This window comes from Paenibacillus hamazuiensis (assembly GCF_023276405.1).
Lineage (GTDB): Bacteria > Bacillota > Bacilli > Paenibacillales > NBRC-103111 > Paenibacillus_AF > Paenibacillus_AF hamazuiensis.
The window spans coordinates 7,723,524-7,742,125 of sequence record NZ_JALRMO010000001.1 but is presented as its reverse complement, the minus strand read 5'-3'; the positions used below and the strand labels follow the sequence as shown (position 1 = coordinate 7,742,125).

At 56.8% G+C, this 18,602-nt stretch carries 12 protein-coding genes; 2 read left to right on the top strand and 10 right to left on the bottom strand.

Annotated elements, in window-relative coordinates; all coding sequences use genetic code 11:
* Positions 1–159: 159 nt before the first annotated feature.
* Entirely contained in the window at positions 160–1,026 is an 867-nt protein-coding gene (locus MYS68_RS34200) for an AraC family transcriptional regulator (protein WP_248930014.1), read from the top strand.
* A 153-nt stretch (positions 1,027–1,179) separates the two neighbouring features.
* Here MYS68_RS34200 and MYS68_RS34195 read toward each other — a convergent pair whose 3' ends face one another.
* The 4 genes from MYS68_RS34195 to MYS68_RS34180 form a co-directional block, all read right to left on the bottom strand.
* Positions 1,180–3,531: a helix-turn-helix domain-containing protein gene (locus MYS68_RS34195; RefSeq protein ID WP_248930013.1), complete on the bottom strand. Its 2,352-nt coding sequence runs from the start codon at positions 3,529–3,531 to the stop codon at positions 1,180–1,182.
* A 153-nt stretch (positions 3,532–3,684) separates the two neighbouring features.
* Entirely contained in the window at positions 3,685–4,554 is an 870-nt protein-coding gene (locus MYS68_RS34190; protein WP_248930012.1) for a carbohydrate ABC transporter permease, read from the bottom strand.
* A gap of 120 nt (positions 4,555–4,674) precedes the next feature.
* Positions 4,675–5,634 carry an ABC transporter permease gene (locus MYS68_RS34185; RefSeq protein ID WP_420852183.1) on the bottom strand — a complete coding sequence of 320 codons (960 nt, stop codon included), beginning with the start codon at positions 5,632–5,634 and terminating at the stop codon, positions 4,675–4,677.
* Between the two features lie 20 nt (positions 5,635–5,654).
* The gene (locus MYS68_RS34180; RefSeq protein WP_248930011.1) at positions 5,655–9,137 is read right to left on the bottom strand and encodes a glycosyl hydrolase; all 3,483 of its coding nucleotides are present in this window, start codon (positions 9,135–9,137) and stop codon (positions 5,655–5,657) included.
* A gap of 263 nt (positions 9,138–9,400) precedes the next feature.
* Here MYS68_RS34180 and MYS68_RS34175 point away from each other — a divergent pair, with 263 nt between their 5' ends.
* Complete coding sequence (locus MYS68_RS34175; RefSeq protein WP_248930010.1) at positions 9,401–10,138, top strand: hypothetical protein; 738 nt, start codon at positions 9,401–9,403, stop codon at positions 10,136–10,138.
* A 115-nt stretch (positions 10,139–10,253) separates the two neighbouring features.
* Here MYS68_RS34175 and MYS68_RS34170 read toward each other — a convergent pair whose 3' ends face one another.
* From MYS68_RS34170 to MYS68_RS34145, 6 genes are all read right to left on the bottom strand, one after another.
* Positions 10,254–10,412, bottom strand: coding sequence for a hypothetical protein (locus MYS68_RS34170; RefSeq protein ID WP_248930009.1), 159 nt, complete (start codon positions 10,410–10,412; stop codon positions 10,254–10,256).
* A 122-nt stretch (positions 10,413–10,534) separates the two neighbouring features.
* Positions 10,535–11,821, bottom strand: coding sequence for a serine--tRNA ligase (serS, locus tag MYS68_RS34165; RefSeq protein WP_248930008.1), 1,287 nt, complete (start codon positions 11,819–11,821; stop codon positions 10,535–10,537).
* A 375-nt stretch (positions 11,822–12,196) separates the two neighbouring features.
* Positions 12,197–13,720, bottom strand: coding sequence for a YcdB/YcdC domain-containing protein (locus MYS68_RS34160; RefSeq protein ID WP_248930007.1), 1,524 nt, complete (start codon positions 13,718–13,720; stop codon positions 12,197–12,199).
* Between the two features lie 25 nt (positions 13,721–13,745).
* Positions 13,746–14,558, bottom strand: coding sequence for a GNAT family N-acetyltransferase (locus MYS68_RS34155; protein WP_248930006.1), 813 nt, complete (start codon positions 14,556–14,558; stop codon positions 13,746–13,748).
* Between the two features lie 240 nt (positions 14,559–14,798).
* Complete coding sequence (locus tag MYS68_RS34150) at positions 14,799–14,960, bottom strand: hypothetical protein (RefSeq protein ID WP_248930005.1); 162 nt, start codon at positions 14,958–14,960, stop codon at positions 14,799–14,801.
* A 33-nt stretch (positions 14,961–14,993) separates the two neighbouring features.
* Positions 14,994–18,488 (bottom strand): beta strand repeat-containing protein, encoded by a 3,495-nt coding sequence (locus MYS68_RS34145; RefSeq protein ID WP_248930004.1) that lies wholly within the window; start codon positions 18,486–18,488, stop codon positions 14,994–14,996.
* Between the last annotated feature and the right edge of the window lie 114 nt (positions 18,489–18,602).

The window sequence follows — 18,602 nt, the reverse complement described above, 5'->3', positions numbered from 1 at the left end:
AGGCTTCCGAAGCCGGCTTTGCTCCGCAAAGCCCTTAAGGCGCTCGGGGAATGCTATCGAGTGCCGGGGCCTTCCGGGCACCTGTCCGCAGAGAGCACGAATTGACAGGACGGGGCAAGTATGCTGTGATAGGATAAAAACTGAAAGGAGTGGTTGCAAGTGGAGTGGTTGACACGGATGAACGACGCCCTCGACTTGATGGAACGCCATATGGAGGAGTCGATTGGAATCGAGGAGATTGCGAGAGCCGCCTGCTCCTCCCCGTTTCACTTCCAGCGCATGTTCAATATCCTGACCGGCATGACGGTCGCCGAGTACATGCGCAGGCGTCGGTTGACGCTGGCCGCCCAGGAGCTCGCCGTCTCGTCGGCCAAAGTGGTCGATGTCGCGCTGAAGTACGGCTACGACTCCCCGGAATCGTTCGCCAAGGCGTTCCGTCGACTGCATGGTATTTCCCCGTCGGAGGCGAGGGACCCGGACGTTCCGCTGAAAGCCTGCCCTCGCATTTCCTTTCATTTATCGTTGAAGGGAGACAAGGAAATGGACTATCGTATTGTGGAAAAAGAAGCGTTCACCGTCGTCGGCAAGACGATCCGGGTATCGTTGGAAAACTGCGAGGAACCGGGACAGCAAGTCCCGCGTTTTTGGCAGGAATGCAACATAAACGGAACGACGGGCCGCCTCGCTTCGCTGAGCCGGGACGGCCATGTGCTCGGCATCTGCCTCGATATGCGGCCGGATAAGGAAGACTACACTTATATGATCGGAGCGGAATCCCGTCCGGATGCGGACGCCTCCGGCCTCGAATTGCGCGAAATTCCGGCGTCAACCTGGGCTGTCTTCACAGCGGTCGGCCCGATGCCCGATGCGGTCCGGAACGTATTTCAGCGTGTTTTCCAGGAATGGTTTCCGTCGACGGGCTTCGAGCATGCCGGCAAACCGGAGTTCGAACGATATCCGGACGGGGATACGACCTCGGCCGATTACCGGTGCGAGGTTTGGGTTCCCGTTGTGAAAAAAGGATAACCGCCCCGACGAGACATGAAGCGAAGGCAGACGAATGACGTGTGTTGCCGCCGTGCCCGGCGCCTTCGAGAGAGAGCGGCACAACCGCTAACCCGACAACATTGGGGGAGCCTATCGCCGGTCCCCCTCCCTTCTCTTTGCAACTCCTCCCTACTACCCCTCGCGAACCATTTCCCGATACTGGCTCGGCGTCACGCCCTCATACTTTTTGAAGATGCGGTTGAAATAGCTCTGCTGATAGCCGACCTGCCCGGCGACTTCGGTTATTTTCAGCTCGCTGTCGCGGAGCAGCTGCTTCGCTTTGCCGAGGCGAATGTTGGTCAAGTAGTCGATGAAGTTGATGCCGGTAATTTGCTTGAACGCCCGGCTTAATGTGTAAGGGCTTGTGCCGTAATGTTCGGCGCACGAATCGAGCGACAGGTCGGTCATATATTTTTCGTACAGGTACAAAATGACCTGCTCGACCATCTGCTTCAAATGGAAATCCTGCTTGCTGATCAGCTCCTGCACGAACGTGCGCACGATGCGCTGCCGGAACCACCTCAGCATGTCGGCCGGCCCTTTTTGCGCGCTAAGCTCGTCGAACAGATTGGCGCCTTCGAACATTTGCACCGGATTCATCCCGGAATGCACCATCGCGTTAAGCACACTGCCTAGCAGCTGGAGCATGCCTTGCCGGGCGGTCAGCTCGGTGGAGCCGATCTGCGACAGCTCCTTCAGAAACTGCTCGATCAGCCCGTCCGCCTCGTCCTCGGAGCCCATCCGGATGGAATGGATGATTTCCTTTTCCAGAGCAAAAGGGTAGGAGAACTTGCGCTGCGAATCGGTCTTGTTCAGCCTCTCCAGATCGATGATCTGGCTGTCCTCCGGCAAAGCCCGGTAGCTCAGCGCCTGGCGCGCCTCGTCGAACATATACGGGATTTGCTTCGCCTGAGGCGAGATGCTGCTGATCGATACCGTCACCGGCAGCTTCAAAATTTTGCCGATCGCCTGCAGCAATTCCTCGCAAAACCGGTGCAGCTCCTCCTTCAGGAGCTTCTCGGACGCATCCGACGGCACCATGACGAGCACGCCGATGCACATGTCGTGGAAGTTGACGACCTCCGCGTCGGCCTGGCGGCTGGCCGTCATCTCCTCAATGATGTTGGCCGCCGCAAAGGAGATCAGCTCTTCGTCTCCCGAGGAAAACCGCCCCTCCAAATTGGAAAGCCCCCCGAGCTGCACCATGATCGCGGCAAACGATTTGCCTTCGGCGTCGCGGCCGTAATGCCTTAGCCGCTCGCGGATATCGTATTCGGAATACGAGAACAAATACCCCTGCACCAGTTGGAGCATAAATCCTTCCCGCACGAGCGGCATCTGCTGCTCCAGCTTGCCGCGCAGCGATTCGCTTTCCCGGTTCAGCTCGTTCCAGTGCTTCTCGATCAGGTCGAATTCGTCCTTATTGTCGAAGCGGAACGCTTCCTTCGAGCCGCCGGTCAGCGTGCTCACGAGACGTTCGACCGGCGTATACAGCCGCCGCGAGGCGAGCCAGGAGAAGAGCAGCGCCAGCACCAGACCGCCCAGACTGATAAACACGATCACCTTGGAGATAAAAATCACCGGGGAAGTAATCGCCGTCACCGGCGCTGCGGACAAGTAGATCCATTTGTTGCCAAGCCGTGTAAACGCGCCGGACGATACCGAGTAGGTCGTATTTTTGTACTTGAATAGGAACGAATCGTCTTTTCCTTCCCGCTTCATAAATTCCGCCTGGATCGCTTGATCGAGCTCGCTCAGCTTGCCGCCTCCCGAGATCACCCAGCCGCCGTCTTCCGACATCAAAAGCGTGGAACCCTCGTTATACGGCGTAAGCGTGCGCAGCAGCTTGCTCAGCTTCGCTTGGTCCAGCCCTGCGATGAGCACGCCGAACGGTTCCATGCTGCCGCCCGGCAGCTTCGTCACCAGCGTCAGAGACTCTTCGCCACCTGTACCCGTAATCCCATGCAGACGGTCGGTCCAAAAAATCGTTTTGCCTTCCTTGATCAGCGAGTTGTAAGCATCAATTTCCGTCGGGTCGGCGAGAAAGCGGTATTTTTCCTTATTCATAGTCAAATAACGGGGTTTGTTCAGGTAAAGCTCCACTTTCTCAATAAGCGGATGGGAGCCTTCGATGATGATCATCGTGCGGTACAGCTCCTGCACCTGATCGTATTTATACGTAAAATCGATATCCTTCAGCTTGGTGTCGAATTTCGGATCGAACGTCCAGTGGGAAAAGGTCATCTCCAAAAAAGCGAGCTGGTCGTCGATATTTTCCGCCCGCTGCTTGATCTGGCTTTGATGAAGCCGCTGCAGCTCGTTTTCGATCTTGCCCGTGGCCGTCCAATAGATGCCGATGCCGGTTATGAGTCCTGGAATGCAGGCGATCAGCGCGATGATGAGCAAGCTTTTGCGGTAAAAGCTGCGTTTGTAGCCCCGTTCTTCTTTAGCCGGCTTGAACCAGTTCGTGATCGATTTGGACATACGCATATTCCCCCACCTGTCGCTTGGCTTAGTTCCTAAGATATTCAACGAATGAAGGAGGAAGTCCTTTACAAAAAAACATCCAGCCGCAAGGGAAATCCCCTGCGGCTTGCGGGCTCATGCCCATGCGCCGTTCCTCCGGTTTGCCCGCGCCTATCCTTTGACCGAGCCGACCATAGCCCCTTTGGCAAAATGCTTTTGCAGAAATGGGTAAACGGCAAGAATCGGCAGCGTGGCGATGATGACGGCGGCCATTTGCAGCGTCTCGGACGGAGGCGCCACCGAAGCGGTCGTGGACACAGCCAGATCGCTGTTGTTGGCGCTGAGCAGCATGTTTTGCAGCAGCACCTGGATCGGCCACTTGCTGGAATCGTTCAAGTATAACAGAGCGGAGAAGTACTGGTTCCAATATCCGACCGCATAAAACAATCCGAAAGCGGCAAGAGACGGAAGCGACAGCGGCAAAATAATCCGCACCCAGATGCCCATATCGTTGCAGCCGTCGATTTGCGCCGACTCCTCGAGCTCCGCCGGGATGCTGTCGAAAAAGCTTTTCATCAAAATCACGTTCCAGCCGCTTGCGAGCGCCGGAATGATCAGCGACCAGATGCTGTTGATCATGCCAAGCTGGCGGACGACCATATAATGCGGAATGATGCCGGGGCTGAACAAAATTGTCAGCAAAATCCCGAGCATGAACACCCGCCGCCCGCGCAGCCGCTTGCGCGACAGCGAGTAGGCGAGCGCCGCCGTCACGACGAGGCTGCACGCCGTTCCGACCGTAGCGAGAAAGCCGCTGTTGCCGAGCGAGCGGAGAAACGCCTTCGAGGACAGCATGTATTGGTACGAATCCAGCGACCAGCTCTGCGGAAACAGCACGAATTTTTTTTGCAAATATTCGGTCGGATCGGTAAACGAGACGACAAACACGTAATAGAGCGGAAAAAACGTGACGAGAGCGATGATGCCGAGCAGCAGTCCGTTGACGCTCGTAAACACGCGATCGCCGATGCTTAGTCTCATGGGGTTCCCTCCTGAAAGCTTTCCGTGAGGAAAGCTGACTTCGTAAGCGTTTGCTGAGCTTTCCGTATGGAAAGCTCACTTCGTAAGCGTTCGGTATCATCAGGCGTGATAATCCTTCTTCTAAAACACGCCTTCCTCGCCGAACTTTTTCGCAACTTTGTTGGCGATCAGCACCAGAGCGAGGCCCACTACCGATTTGAACAGGCCGACCGCCGTGCTGTAGCTGAACTGCGCCTGCTGAATGCCGACCCGGTATACGTAGGTGTCGAACACTTCGGCGACCTTGGACACCGCCCCGTTGTACATCAGGAAAATTTGCTCGAAGCCGACGTCCATAATATGGCCGAGCCGCAGAATAAGCAGAATGACGATCACGCTGCGGATCGCCGGAAGCGTCACGTGCCACATTTGGCGGAAGCGGCCGGCGCCGTCCATCCGCGCCGCTTCGTATATTTGCGGATCGACTCCGGCGATAGCGGCGAGGAAGATGATCGTACCCCAGCCCGCCTCTTTCCATACCGACTGGGCCGTCACCATGATCCAGAACAGGTTCGGGCTTGTCAGAAACCCGATCCGTTCCATGCCCATCGCCTCCAAAATTTTATTGACGACGCCCTGCCCCTTCGCAAAAAGCAGGAACGTCAGTCCGGCGATGATAACCCACGATAAAAAGTGCGGCATATAGACGATCGACTGCACGATCCGCTTGTAAATGACGCTTCGCAGCTCGTTCAGCATGAGCGAAACGATGATCGGCAGCGGGAAAAACAGCGCCAAATTCAGCAAATTGATCGCCATCGTATTGCGGAACAGCAGCATGAAATCCGGGTTCGCGAAAAAGCGCTCGAAATGCTGCAGGCCGACCCAGGGGCTTTTCCAAATGCCCATGAAAGGCGAATAGTTTTGGAAGGCGATGATCACTTCGGCCATCGGCACATATTTGAATACGAGGAAAAACAGCAGCCCGGGAAAAGCCAAAATATATAAATATTTGTCGCGTTTGAGATCGAACCATAGGCGGGATTTCGCACGGGGACGTGCCTTCGCCTTGGATAACGCCATTTCGGATGTTCGAGCCATCGCAAGACCTCCTTTCTCTATTACAAAAAGCTTCCGGCGGCCGGCGGTCCCGCATGACGCTCATGGACCGGCCTCAGCACATGCCCGGCATCGTCAAAATAGGTGCCTTCCAAAAGTCCGGCAAGCGAGCCTGCCACCAGCACCTCAACGAGGTTCTCGCCATGCTTCAGCAGCGAAGCCGCTCCCTGCCAGCGATAAGGCGACCAAGGCCGAACGCCGAGGCTTTGTCCGTTCACTTTAACCTCCACCGTATCGTGCACATTCCAGCCGCCGATCCGCAGCTCGAATTGTTCCGCCGCAGGTAGCTCATCCAGGCTGACGATCCGCCCATAGACCAAAGTCCCCGCGTAATACGGGTATCCCGGGCAAACGGCTTGCGGCAGCTCCTGTACGGACAGGGGCGGCTGCTTCATAATCGGCAAACCTTGGCGGCCGAATTCCACGCCGAACGGTCCGGCCAAATAAAGCGCATCGGTCACGCCGTCCCAGTCGTGCTCCGCCTGCAGGCGAACGGCCAACTCGTTCATCCCGGTCCGCAGCAGCCGCGTAACGTCGCACGCTATATTGGTGTAGTCATATACTTCATGGCGGGCAAAATGTTCCCGCGTCAGCGGATGGCCGTTCAGCGTAAGCGTCCACGTTCCGGATATCGCCGCTTCGTCCATGAACAAGCGGCAAAATGCCGGCACTTCTTCGATCATAAATTCGGTCCGGTACGTACAGATAAGCGGGTAAGCCAGGCTCAGCTTCATCGGCGTGCCGAACGTTTGGCTGAACGCCAGCGGAAACCGGCGCTGTTTTGCCAAATCCTCGCATTGGTCGATCAGCGTTTTCACCTTGACCGGATGGCCCGGGCCTTCCGCCCCGGCCTCCTCCGCGTCCAGTGAAAGCCGGAACGTATCGAAGCGGATCGCGTTGTCGGACTGCGCCTGAACGTGCCATTTGCCGTCCTTCGGAATATCCCAGACGGCCTTCTCCTCAGCCGTGTCCGGGAAAACGGCCGAAGATGCCTCCGCCCTGCATTCCTCCGCCGACCACCCGATCAAATGGGACTCGTACGGCTCGAACGATAACGGCAGCTTCCAGACGCCGCCTTCGTTCACTGCAGCAAGCGGAACGGATTTTCCCGTTTCCAGGTCGAGCCTTGCGAAACGAAGCCCGCACCCGCCGTTCCCGCATAGACGCGTCGCATCGACCTGCAGCTCCGCCGCAAGCATGCCATCCTCTTGATGGCTGATGAAAGCGGCATAATGGTCTTCCGCGAGCCGGCGCGTCTGCATGAGCACGGACTGCCGACCGCCTTGCACATCCAGGTGCACCGCAGCCGGAGCCAACTCCCCGAGCAGCTGCAGCAGCGCATCCAGCACATGGCCGTATCCGGCGCTTCCGCGGCACGGGATGAAATACGCCTGCAGCTCGCCGCGCGTCCAGGCCGCCTCAGCCGCTGCTGCCGCCTCAGCCTCAGCGGCTTCGCCCCGCCGGGATGGCTCGCTTTCTCCGATCATTCCGGCAGCTTCACCGGCCGCATGAGTGTCGATGACTGCGCTCCGAAACTCCTTCTGTCCGCCGTGATTCCGGACCTTTTCCTCCACAGCCCCCGCTGCCGTTCGATCTGCGCACAGACACCCCGCCGTTTCGCCCCAGTAGGCGTCACGATGAGCTGCGTCCGCTCCGAAGAAGGCGCTCGCCTCTACCTCCTGCGGGCTGCCCGGCTCAATCGCCTCGTGCGGCAGCAGCCCGAGCACTATGACGCGCCCGCCCTGCTCCGCGAAGGCGCGGATCTTCTCCCAGGCGGCAGCCTCCAGATTTGTCACAGGAGGAATGACGAGCACATCGTATTCCGCTGCACCCAGCCTGATCGAACCTTGCGATACATCGGCACCTGCCAATAGCTCCGGATCGAGATGATCGTAATCGAGCCGGTTTTTCAGCAGATGGACGCCCGTCGCTTCCCAATCCCGCTGCAATCTTGCGAGCCGTTCCTTTTCCTCCGCCGATGCACCGCCGTAATGAAAGCTGTGGAACGGGTTGCCCAGATGCGTCCAAAACGTCGTCGTCGGATCGAGCAAAGCGATGCGGATATCGGCTTTGCCCGCGCTCATGATATAGCTGATCCTTCCGGTGTAATCGCCAAGCTTGCGGAAATGCGGCCAGTACGGGTTTTGCAAAAACTGCGACGGCGGCGCGTCGTGTTTCGTCATCCCGCCGAGGGTATAGAAAAACGCATGAAAGTTGTAAAAATTGGTGCCGAGCGCAGCCATCCGGTCGATCATCCACTTCGCGTCCTGCAGCGTCATCGACCAGCCGACGCTGTGGAAGCATTCGATCAGATTGCGTTCCCGGCCGAGCTGGCGGGCCAGCGAGCTGACCATTTTCGGGTTCGCGCGCAGATAGCCGGCGTACTTCTCCAAAATCCAGTCCAGCGAACGGCCCAGCTTCTCGTGCGCCGAATCGCCGCCAGGCACGTGGCTGTACAGCTGCGTCGTCATCCGTACGGCCGGGACCTCCGCGACATACTGCAGCCCGTGCCGCTCGCACCAGTCGTGCACCTGCTTGTGGTAGGTGTCCCGCAGCAGCAGATGCACCGCCTGGTAATAATCGTAACGGACCTTGGCCCCTTCCGGATGATCCGCGTAATACAGCGCATGCAGGTTCTCCCGCAGATCGTATCCGCTGCGCCGTTTAAAATAGTCCGGCAGCTGCGGCGACCACGGGATGCGGCCAAGCAGCCCGATTTCGTCGGTGAACATCCCTTTGATCGTCGTGCCGAAATAATCGCTCAAATGTTCGGCATATTTGTCGTGCGTCTTGCGGATGAACGTCTCCATCGCCTTCCGGTTGCACGGATCGACGAAGGTGCCGTAATATTTGAAATCGTCGAGCTCTTTTTCGAGAAAAACGACGATCTCCCATTCGCCCGGCGGCACGTCCCAAATCAGCTTGTAAATCGTCCGATATGTGAAAAACCGCTTCCGGTTATATGCGGTAAGCCCCGCCTTCTGAAAAACCGGCTCGGCCTGATAGTTGCCGATCTCCGCCCGAACATCGACGGCCCGCTCCCACTGCTTCTCTCCCGAATCCTTTGAAAGCGGTACCGCCTTTGCGTATAAAATGCGCGCCCAGGGCAGCTCCAGCGTAACCGTTTGGCCCCCGCTGACGCGCCGGGCTTCGTGTACCAGCGTATAATGCTTCGCCTCGGGATGCTCTAAAGTAACCTCTCCGCCGGCGATGCCGCTCGGATACGGATACTCGTCGTAAAGCCAGACATGCATGCCGTGTTTTTTGGCGCTCTCTACAGCGGTGCGAACTTTGGCGAACCATGCCTGAGACAAGTAAGGCAGGGTCAAGCCCTGCCGGGCGCATACAAAAAATCCGCCCACGCCTTTATCCGCCATTTCGGCGATTTGCCTTTCGATCTGATCGTCCGACATCTCGCCGTTCCAAAACCAGAACGGATGAATGCGAAACGCCGGTCCCGGCTGCTGAAACTGGATCCAATCCATGCGGCCAAAGCCCCTCCCCGATGATGATGCTTCGTTTGTCTTGCCCCCAATATAGTTCAAGGGCTGCCAAGCGGCAATCGGACTTTTTTGAAGACAGCCTCAAAAAACATGTGGACTTTCTTGCACAAATGATACTTCGTTGCAAGCCCGGGACAGCCCGCCCGAAATGATATGAGTCTATCTGGGCGGTTGCCCAGACCGCCCAATTCGCCCATGCATAAAGTAGGGGTAGATAGGCAAACGCACAAAGGAGATGAACGTTTATGTATTATTACCCTATTGATCCGCGTACGTTTACCCCGGGTACTCCCGGGTTTCCCGGCACCGGGACCTTCCCCGGCGGCGGCTTCCCTGGCACCGGTACATTCCCCGGCGGCGGTTTCCCCGGCACCGGCACATTCCCCGGCGGCGGCTTCCCCGGTGCCGGCACGTTCCCCGGCGGCGGCTTCCCCGGCACCGGCACGTTCCCCGGCGGCGGCTTCCCCGGTACCGGCACGTTCCCCGACGGCGGCTTCCCCGGCACCGGCACGTTCCCCGGCGGCGGCTTCCCCGGCACCGGCACGTTCCCCGGCGGCGGCTTCCCCGGCACCGGCACGTTCCCTGGCGGCGGCTTCCCCGGCACCGGCACGTTCCCTGGCGGCGGCTTCCCCGGCACCGGCGCGTTCCCCGGCGGCGGCTTCCCGGGCGGGTACCCTTCGGGTGGCGACGGCGGCCCCGGAGGGGATCCGGTTCCGGGAGCGCCATCATCGCCGCCTCCGGCATTCACACCGACCATGCCGGCTCAGCAAGCGTTCGCCGTAGATCCGGGCAGCATCTCCCGCTGCTTGTTCCGGTTCGTTTACATTTGGCAAACCAACGGAACTGCATATTGGACGTTCCTGACCTTCGTCGGCCGCCGCTCGCTCGCCGGGTATCGCTGGATCGGCTTCGGACCGTTCGGCCGCTGGGCTTACTTCGGCCTCGACCTGAGACAAGTGCGGCAATTTTTCTGCCACCGCTGAGAATAAACCCCGGTTACGAAACCGGATTGGCATGTTCCGATATTTTTACCGACAAAAAGAAGGACACCGGGACTTCATCCCGTTGTCCTTCCCTTTTCCATTCCCGCCTGCGGCGCTATAATCCGAGGCTTCTTCGCCCCCGCCGCCATGCATGCATGCGGTCTTTGCGGCGGAGCCTTTTGCTTGCCGGCTGCCAGCGGTCCTCTTCGTCATCATCCTCGATTTCATCCAGCACCGTGTCCGTAATCGGCACCTGCTCCTCATGCGCTTCCAACCCGGAGGCCTCCTTTCCGAAAGTTTCGTCAGTTTTTCAAAGGATAACCGCCCTCGTTCCATTGCGGTCCAACGCCACAAAGTATATACACATATTTACCATAACATACTTATCCATCATTATCATACGACGGGAAGTGCGAGGCGTTCTACTCCGTTCATATATTTCCGCAAAGCCGGCGGAATTCGGATAGCGCCGTCCGGCTCCTGATGCATCTCGAGCAGCGGGATCAAAATACGGGGAGTAGCGACCGCCGTATTGTTCAGCGTATAACAGTAATGCAGCTTGCCGTCCTCGCCGCGAAACCGGATGTTCGAGCGGCGGGCCTGGAAGTCGAGCAGGCTCGACGACGAATGGGTTTCGCCGTAAGCTCCGCGGCTCGGCATCCATGTTTCGATGTCGTATTGCTTGTATGTTTTTTGCGACATATCGCCGACGCATACGGACATCACGCGGTACGGCAGCTCCAGCAGCCGCAAAAGATCCTCGGCGTTTTGCGTAATTTCCCGCAGCAGCCGCTCCGCCGTTTCCGGCCGGTTCTCGCAGATGACGACCTGCTCGACCTTGGCGAACTGGTGGACGCGGTACAGTCCATGCACGTCGCGTCCGGCCGAGCCTACTTCGCTGCGGAAGCATGCCGACGCCGCCATAACCCGGATCGGCTCCGAAACGTCGACAATTTCGCCGCTGTAATAGTCGACAAGCGGCACCTCCGACGTGCCGACGAGCCATTTGTTTTCGCCGGCCATACGGTACGTCTGGTCTTCGCCAAGCGGGAAAAATCCGGTGTTCGCAAGCGCCTCGGCGCGCACTGTGAGCGGCACCTCAAGCAGCGTGAACCCCCGCCCTGCGAGCAGATCGAGCGCCAGCTGCTGTACGGCGCGGTGGAGAAGCGCTCCCGCCCCCTTCAGGAAATAGCTGCGGGTTCCCGCCGTTTTTACGCCCCGGGGAATATCGATGATACCGTGAAGTTCTCCGAGCGCCACATGATCCTTAGGCTCGAAATCGAAAGCAGGCGGCTCCCCCCACCTGCGAATTTCCACGTTATCCTTGTCCGATAGCCCAGATGGCGTATCCGGCGAAACGATATTCGGCACCAGCATCGCCAGCTGCGCCGTCATCTTCTCCGCCTCGGCAAGCCCGCTTTCCAGAACGGACAGCTGCGCGTTGATCTCCTTTACGCCGTTCTTCAGCCGCTCCGCTTCATCCTTGCCGCCGTTTGCCGCCAGCGTGCCGATGCGCTGGGACAGCTCATTGCGCCGCCGTCGAAGATGTTCCGTCTCCTGCAGCAAATGCCGCCGCCGGTCGTCCCATTCGAGGAGTTCCGCAATGGACACCTCGATTCCTTTTTGCTCAGCGACCGTTCGAATCGTTTCTTTGTGCTGCCTGACCCATTTGATATCCAACATGTTCACCGCTCCCTTTCCGCGAAAAATGCAAAAAGCGCCCTCATCCGTATGGGACGAGGAGCGCTTGACTCGCGGTGCCACCCAAATTGACCGGACAGCTCGCGCTGTCGATCCACTTTGATTCCGCGGTAACGGGCGGGCCGGTTAACTTAGGGGAGCTGGGCTCCCTTGACGAAAACGCCTCCGAGTTGGATTCTCTTCATCGGCATAATGTCGGTGATTTGTTTTTAACTGGGGGCTCCCCCAAAAGTAATTGGAATAAGCTTCACTCCACTTTTTGGGGGGGTTTGTAGTAGTATATCGTATTCAAGGAGGTTTATTCAAGTGCATCGCGGTTCCCCTCGGGTTCCCCCGTACCGCCGGGTCTTAACCGGATTATCGGAGCTCCCGCCCGCAAATCAACTCGCCGGTTTGGGCGTCAACCATGCGAACCTCCCGCCCCGACTCCTTGTGCACGATGTGGTACCATAACCGGTAACGCCGTTTTTTCGTTTTGTCGGAATAATCGGTGTCCCACTTGAGCCGAAGGTCGATTCCGTCCAAAAACAGCCTGCGCGCCTTATCGGCATCGATCTTCGGAACCGCATCGAAGTCGGCCAATCGTTCGGGTGTGACGGAAAGGCCCGTCAAAAGATCGATCTGGCCAGTCGTTTTGTTGACGACGATATAAATTTCCTCCGTCCCCAGAATAACTCCATTCTTATGAACTCGAAATACAAACCGTTCCTTACCGGGATCCTGCTCATCCCCTTGTTTCAGCTGCACGAAAGGCTCGATGCCCGGATACGCGCGAGTCAGCAGACGCATGGCGATTTCCAGACACTCGCCCCGCGACAAACTCAAATCGCCCGACGATTCCTCGAACCGCATGAAAGAAATGAGCTTTCCACTTTCCGGATCAACCATCGCTTTGATCGTGGCTTCGTTACGATTCAGAAAAAACGAATCCACGGAAAGGTCGCTTTCCCCAGGCGGTGTCCAGCCGAGTCTGCGCCAGACGATTCCGTGTTTTTCGCCCATATCCGCCTCGCGAATGATTTCATACTCTTCCGGATCGAACCCGATCAGCTCATGAATTGCGGGCGGCTTGTCCGACTCGCGGCTTTCTCCGGACGACTGCGCCGGCACGGGCACCCAGCATTCTTCTTCGTACATTTCCGTGTCTTGGCGGACCGGTTCTGCTTGTTGTTCGTCCGCATCGAAACGCGTCAGATAAGGGTGGGGCTGGTAGACGAGCCGAATGTCGTCCTTCGGCGTTTCGTGAACGGATTCGTAAACGTGGCTCATCTGCAGCTTGAAACCGACGGTTTCGGCAATCCGTTCCAGGAGCTTCTCCTTGGAAACCATCTTCTTCGGCGCTGCCGGACTTTTTTGCTTACCCCAATAATGAAACCCTATGACTGCGCCGCTCCGGTCGATTTGAATTCTAAACCCGGAAAACGGCAGAGGCAGGCCCATCGCTTCTTGTCCGTATTCGTAGGAGATGCCCCGCTTCGTCCGTATTTCCCGGATGGGAACGAATTGCTCGAGCGCTTTAGGATAGTGGTTCAAAACGAATTTCTCCGCGTAGTCCCTTAATTCCTCAGCGGCCGCTTCCGCTTCATTCCCGATCGTTTCGTCCTTATCGATCGAAAAATCGATCAGCTCGCCTTTTTCATTGAGTTCCACGGAAATGCCGTTATCAGTCCCCTGTTCGGACCAGACGAACATGGCTTTGCCGCCGTATTGCGGGTTATCCCCGTAATCGTCAATAATGAGCTCGTATCCTTCGGGAATGGCAACGAGCGATTCCGCCCGCCGCTTTAAATCTTCCCGCAGCCGTCGGAGTTCCTGCTCCGGGTGGGCATCGTTTTCCTGTCCGTCCCTTGGATTCGAATCTTCGGCATATGGTTTGGACATGCAGACAGTCCCCCTCTCCTTAAGTTTACAGCGGCTCCCACACAGCGCGCGTCCAGGCCATCTGCATGCCGGTCCGTTCCATATTGTTCTGGCTGGTGCTTCCGAAGCCGGCTTGTGCCGTGACAAGCTCGCAGCCCGCCAGGTGGGCTTCATGCATGCGGCGGTGCAGCAGCGCGGTATGCAAACCTCTCCGTCTGAACTCGGGAGCCGTCGCCGCCAAAGTAAAAGACGCTATGCCGCCGCTAATAAGCATGACGCCTACCGCAGCCGGCGTTTCCTGAATGCGGGCTAAAAAGAATTTCCACCCGGGGCGGTGAAGCAGCCCTATGTTGTTGTTCACAAAGTGATGCTTGTGATCGGCGGACATGCCGAAGCCGACACAATGTATTTCCGCATATTGCCCGAATTCCCGCTCATCCGTAACTTCGTCGATGCGCACATGCTCCGGAAGCGGAGACATATCCCGACTGGGAGGTCCATACAGCACCGAGTGAAAAGCCTTCTGGTACAAACCGCAGGCGGCGAGTGCTTTAAGCAGCTCCGGGCTTGCCGAGCACGGATTTACGGCAATTTCGAAAGACCGCTGCCGCTCCCGGTAAAACTCCGCGATGCCGCCGATCTGATCGATATCGTCAGGCGTAAGCCCGACGACGCCGTTAAACGACCGCCAAGGCATCGTTTTCGTGTAAAAAGCCGTGGCCCCGCCGAATTTCCGGATCTCGACGCCCTCCGGATTACCCGACCGCTCGCCGATCGAGCTAATTCGCGAAGTGATATATTCGAGTTCGGACCGTTCCAACCGTTTGGCGAGGTCTGTATCGATAACGGGCAGCTTCACACCTGTCACTCCTTTTCTTTTCGGATGGCGGCTTCGATCATATCCGCAATCTCACTACGGCCTTTTTCGCGCGCATATTCGGCAGCCGTCAGCGGATCGGCTCCATTTTCAAGCAGATTACCATGTACAGGAAAATACTGTCAACCCCTGAGCGGCAAAAAACCGCCCAGCCAAGCATGTTGCTTGCTTCGCTGAGCGGCTTTTGCCGGTTACTGCTGCATAATATTTTTTACGCCTATATTAATCCGGGACGCACACTCTTTGCCAGAACCCTGAAGGGGAGAGCCGAAACTCCCAATGATGACCGCTCGGGCAGCTCGAGCTTAAAGCGGTCTCGAAGACGATGAGCTCATGATTGGTGACTGCCGGCGCTGCATATTGCTTTTTCCCTGCCAGTTTCATACCTGCCATCTCCTTTCGTCAATAACTTCATGGTTAGAACGAACCTGCTCCCGTGAAGGTGCCTTTATCAAAATCCATTTTGTTAGTCGGGCTTTCGGTATTGCCTGCACGGTCCGTACTGAAGTAGTCGACCGTATGCGTAGTTTCCGCGTAAATTTCAAACGGTGCGGTATAAACCGTCCAAGCCCCGCCATTGATGCGATACTTGGTGTCTTTCACTCCCGATTGATTGTCTGTCGCTTTAAGCGTCACCGTAAATCCTTTAACATACCGTTTTCCGGTACTTGTTTCCGCGTAAATGGGATCCAGACGGTATTTCGTAACGGGCCCGACCGTATCCGCCGGTTCGGCGCTGTATGGCGCTTCCGTGCGGGTACTCTCCGATTTGCCGGTGCTCGTTACGGATACATAGACATAACCCGCTGAAGTACCCAATTGATATACCGATGCCGTCACCGACGATTGGCCGCTGATGACCGGATTCGATGTCGCGAGCAGATTTCCGCTCGTTTGCTGATTGTAGACTTTGATCACGTCGCCTGCAGTAAGCCCTTTTACCGTAACGGTATCCGGCGTTCCGGCAGGATTGTTGACGACCGTGATGTTGGCCGCTGACGGAGGTGTTGAACGTGCCACTCCGAAATTGACCGTCGTTGTTTGACCTGCGGTTACTTGAACATTCGTCTTGCTCTCGGTCGGATACCCGGATTTGGAGGCGGTGACGGTGTACGTGCCCGGAGGAACGTTCAGCGTGTAGCTTCCGCCGTCATTCGTCGATTGACTGATGACGCCCGCGGAAACCGAAGCGCTGGGCACCGGTTGGCTGTTCTCGTCCGTTACGGTTCCGCTGATCGCACCGTAGCCGAAATCAACCGTCGTGGTACTTCCTACCGTTACCAGAATGTTATTCTTGACGTAGGGTGCGTACCCCGTTTTGGAAACGGTGACGATGTACGTTCCAACCGGAACATTCAGCGTATACTTTCCGCTCGCATCCGTATTTGCCGAACCGCCGCTGCCGCTGACAGAAACCGAAGCGCCGGACACCGGATGGCCGCTCGCATCCGTTACGGTGCCGCTGATCGATCCGGCGCTGACGTTGCCGAAGTTGACCGTCGTCGTTTGGCCCGACATTACCTGAACATTCGTCTTGCTCTCGGTAGGATATCCGGTTTTATAGACGGTGACGGTGTATGTGCCCGGAGGAACGTTCAGCGTGTAGACCCCGCCGTCATTCGACGTTTGATTGATCGCACCGTTGGATACCGTTGCGCCGGATACCGGATTGCCGTTCGCATCCTTTACAGTCCCGCTGATCGCTCCGTAGCTGAAGTTCAGCGTCGTCGTATTTCCCGCTGTCACTTCGATGTTATTTTGCGTGTATGGAGCGAATCCGTTCGCGCTTACCTGCACATAGGAGTACGTACGTGCAGGAACATTCAGCGTATACTTTCCGCTGGCATCCGTAGTCGCAGAGCCGGAGACGTTGGATGCATAAACCGTGGCACCGGAAATCGGATTGCCGCTCGCATCCGTTACGGTTCCGCTGATGACTCCGGAGCTGAAGTTGCCGAAGTTGACCGTCGTCGTTTGACCCGGCAATACCTCAATATTCGTTTTGCTTTCAGTAGGATACCCGGTTTTGATGACAGTTAAGGTGTATGTGCCCGGCGCAAAATTCAGCGTATACTTTCCGCTGGCATCCGTTGTCGCCGAACCTGAGACATTGTTCGCATAAACCGTTGCTCCCGAAACCGGATTGCCGTTCGCATCGTTAACGACGCCGCTGACCGCTCCGTAGGAGAAGTTCACCGTCGTCGTTTTCCCCGACGTCACTTCGATGTTATTTTGAAAGAAAGCAGGGTAACCGGTTGCTTGTGCTTGAACATAGTTGTAGTTGCCCTGCGGAACATTCAGCGTATATTTTCCGCTGGCATCCGTAGTCGCAGAACCGTTTGTGTTATAGGCGAAAACCGAAGCGCCGGACACCGGATTACCGCTTGCATCCGACACGGTTCCGCTAACCGCACCGTAGCCGAAATCGACTGTCGTCGTATTTCCCCCCGTCACTTGGATATTAGCACGTGCGTAGGCAGAGTACCCTGTTTTGGAAACGTTTACGGTATACGTCCCCGGCACAACGTTCAATGTGTAGGCTCCGTTCGCATCCGTTTTTTGGTCGATCGTGTTCGTATAAACCGAACCGCCCGGTACCGGATTTCCGCCGGCGTCCGTTACGGTACCACGGATCGCGCCATAGCTGAAGTTCATCGTTATCGTTTGACCTTCAGTCACCTGGATGCCATTTTGCGTGAAATTGGCGAACCCGCTTTTGTATACTTGCGCATAATCGTACGTTCCGGCTCTAACGTTCAGCATGTACTTTCCGTTCGCATCCGTCGTGGTATTGGCGTTACTGTTAGAGACATAAACCGAAGCGCCCGATACCGGATTGCCGCTTCCGTCCGTTACGGTTCCGCTAACACCGCCGAAGCTGAAATTGACCGTCGCCTTTTGCCCTGCCGTCACCTGGACATTATCCTGCGAATGGGATGAAAATCCGGTTTTGGCGCTGAGATTTACGGTGTACGTTCCCGGCGGAACGTTCATGGTGTAGGTTCCGTCGGCACCCGTCGTTCGATTGGAAATATTCGTATAAACCGTAGAGCCGGACACCGGATTGCCGCCGGCGTCCGTAACGGTTCCGCCGATTGCTCCGTAGCTGAAGTTAACCGTTGTCGTACTCCCTGTTGTCACCTGGATATTATTTTGGCTGTAGTTAGCGTATCCGGTTGCCTGTACCCACACATAGGCGTATGTTCCTGCCGGAACTTTCAACGTGTACTTTCCGCTCGCATCCGTTGTCACATTACCGGAATTGGCGGCAGCAACACAAGCGCCCGATACCGGATTGCCGCTGGCGTTCGTAACAGTCCCGGTTATCGCGCCATAGCCGAAATTGACTGTAACCGTATTCCCCGCCGTCACTTGAACGTTATCTTTGGTGCTCTTATTATATCCGGCACTGTGTTTATCCGCGTATACGCTGTACGTACCGGGCGGAACATTCAGTGTGTACGTGCCGCCGGCATTCGTCGTTTGTCCGGCATTATACGTATAAACGCTGGCGCCGGAGAGCGGATTGCCGGTTTCATCCGTTACGTTTCCGCTGATCGCTCCGTAGCCGAAGTCCAGCGTCGTCGTATTCCCTTCGGTCACCTGGATGTTAAACTGAGAGTAGTTCGCATATCCGCTCGCGCTAACGGTTATATACCGGTACGTTCCTGCCGGAACGTTGATCGTGTACTTTCCGTTTGCATCCGTCGTCACGGTACCGGATACATCGGAAACGTTAACCCTCGCGCCTACCACCGGATTTCCGCTGCCGCTCGTTACGGTTCCGCTAATGGTTCCCGTTGCGGCATAGGAAACATTCGAATGACCGAACTGAAGTAATAACGCTACGAATAGCAAAGCAAATATTTGAAGCAGCGATCTGGCAAAAGATCTGGTTATGGTCATTTCCATTACATTTCAACCTTTCCTTTCTTTCAAATTACCCGTAAGAAAACTTCTCGCGAAGTCCTTCAAGGGTGAGCGACCGCGAATTCAGCGGAAGTTTTTCTTGTGATAAAGGCCAAT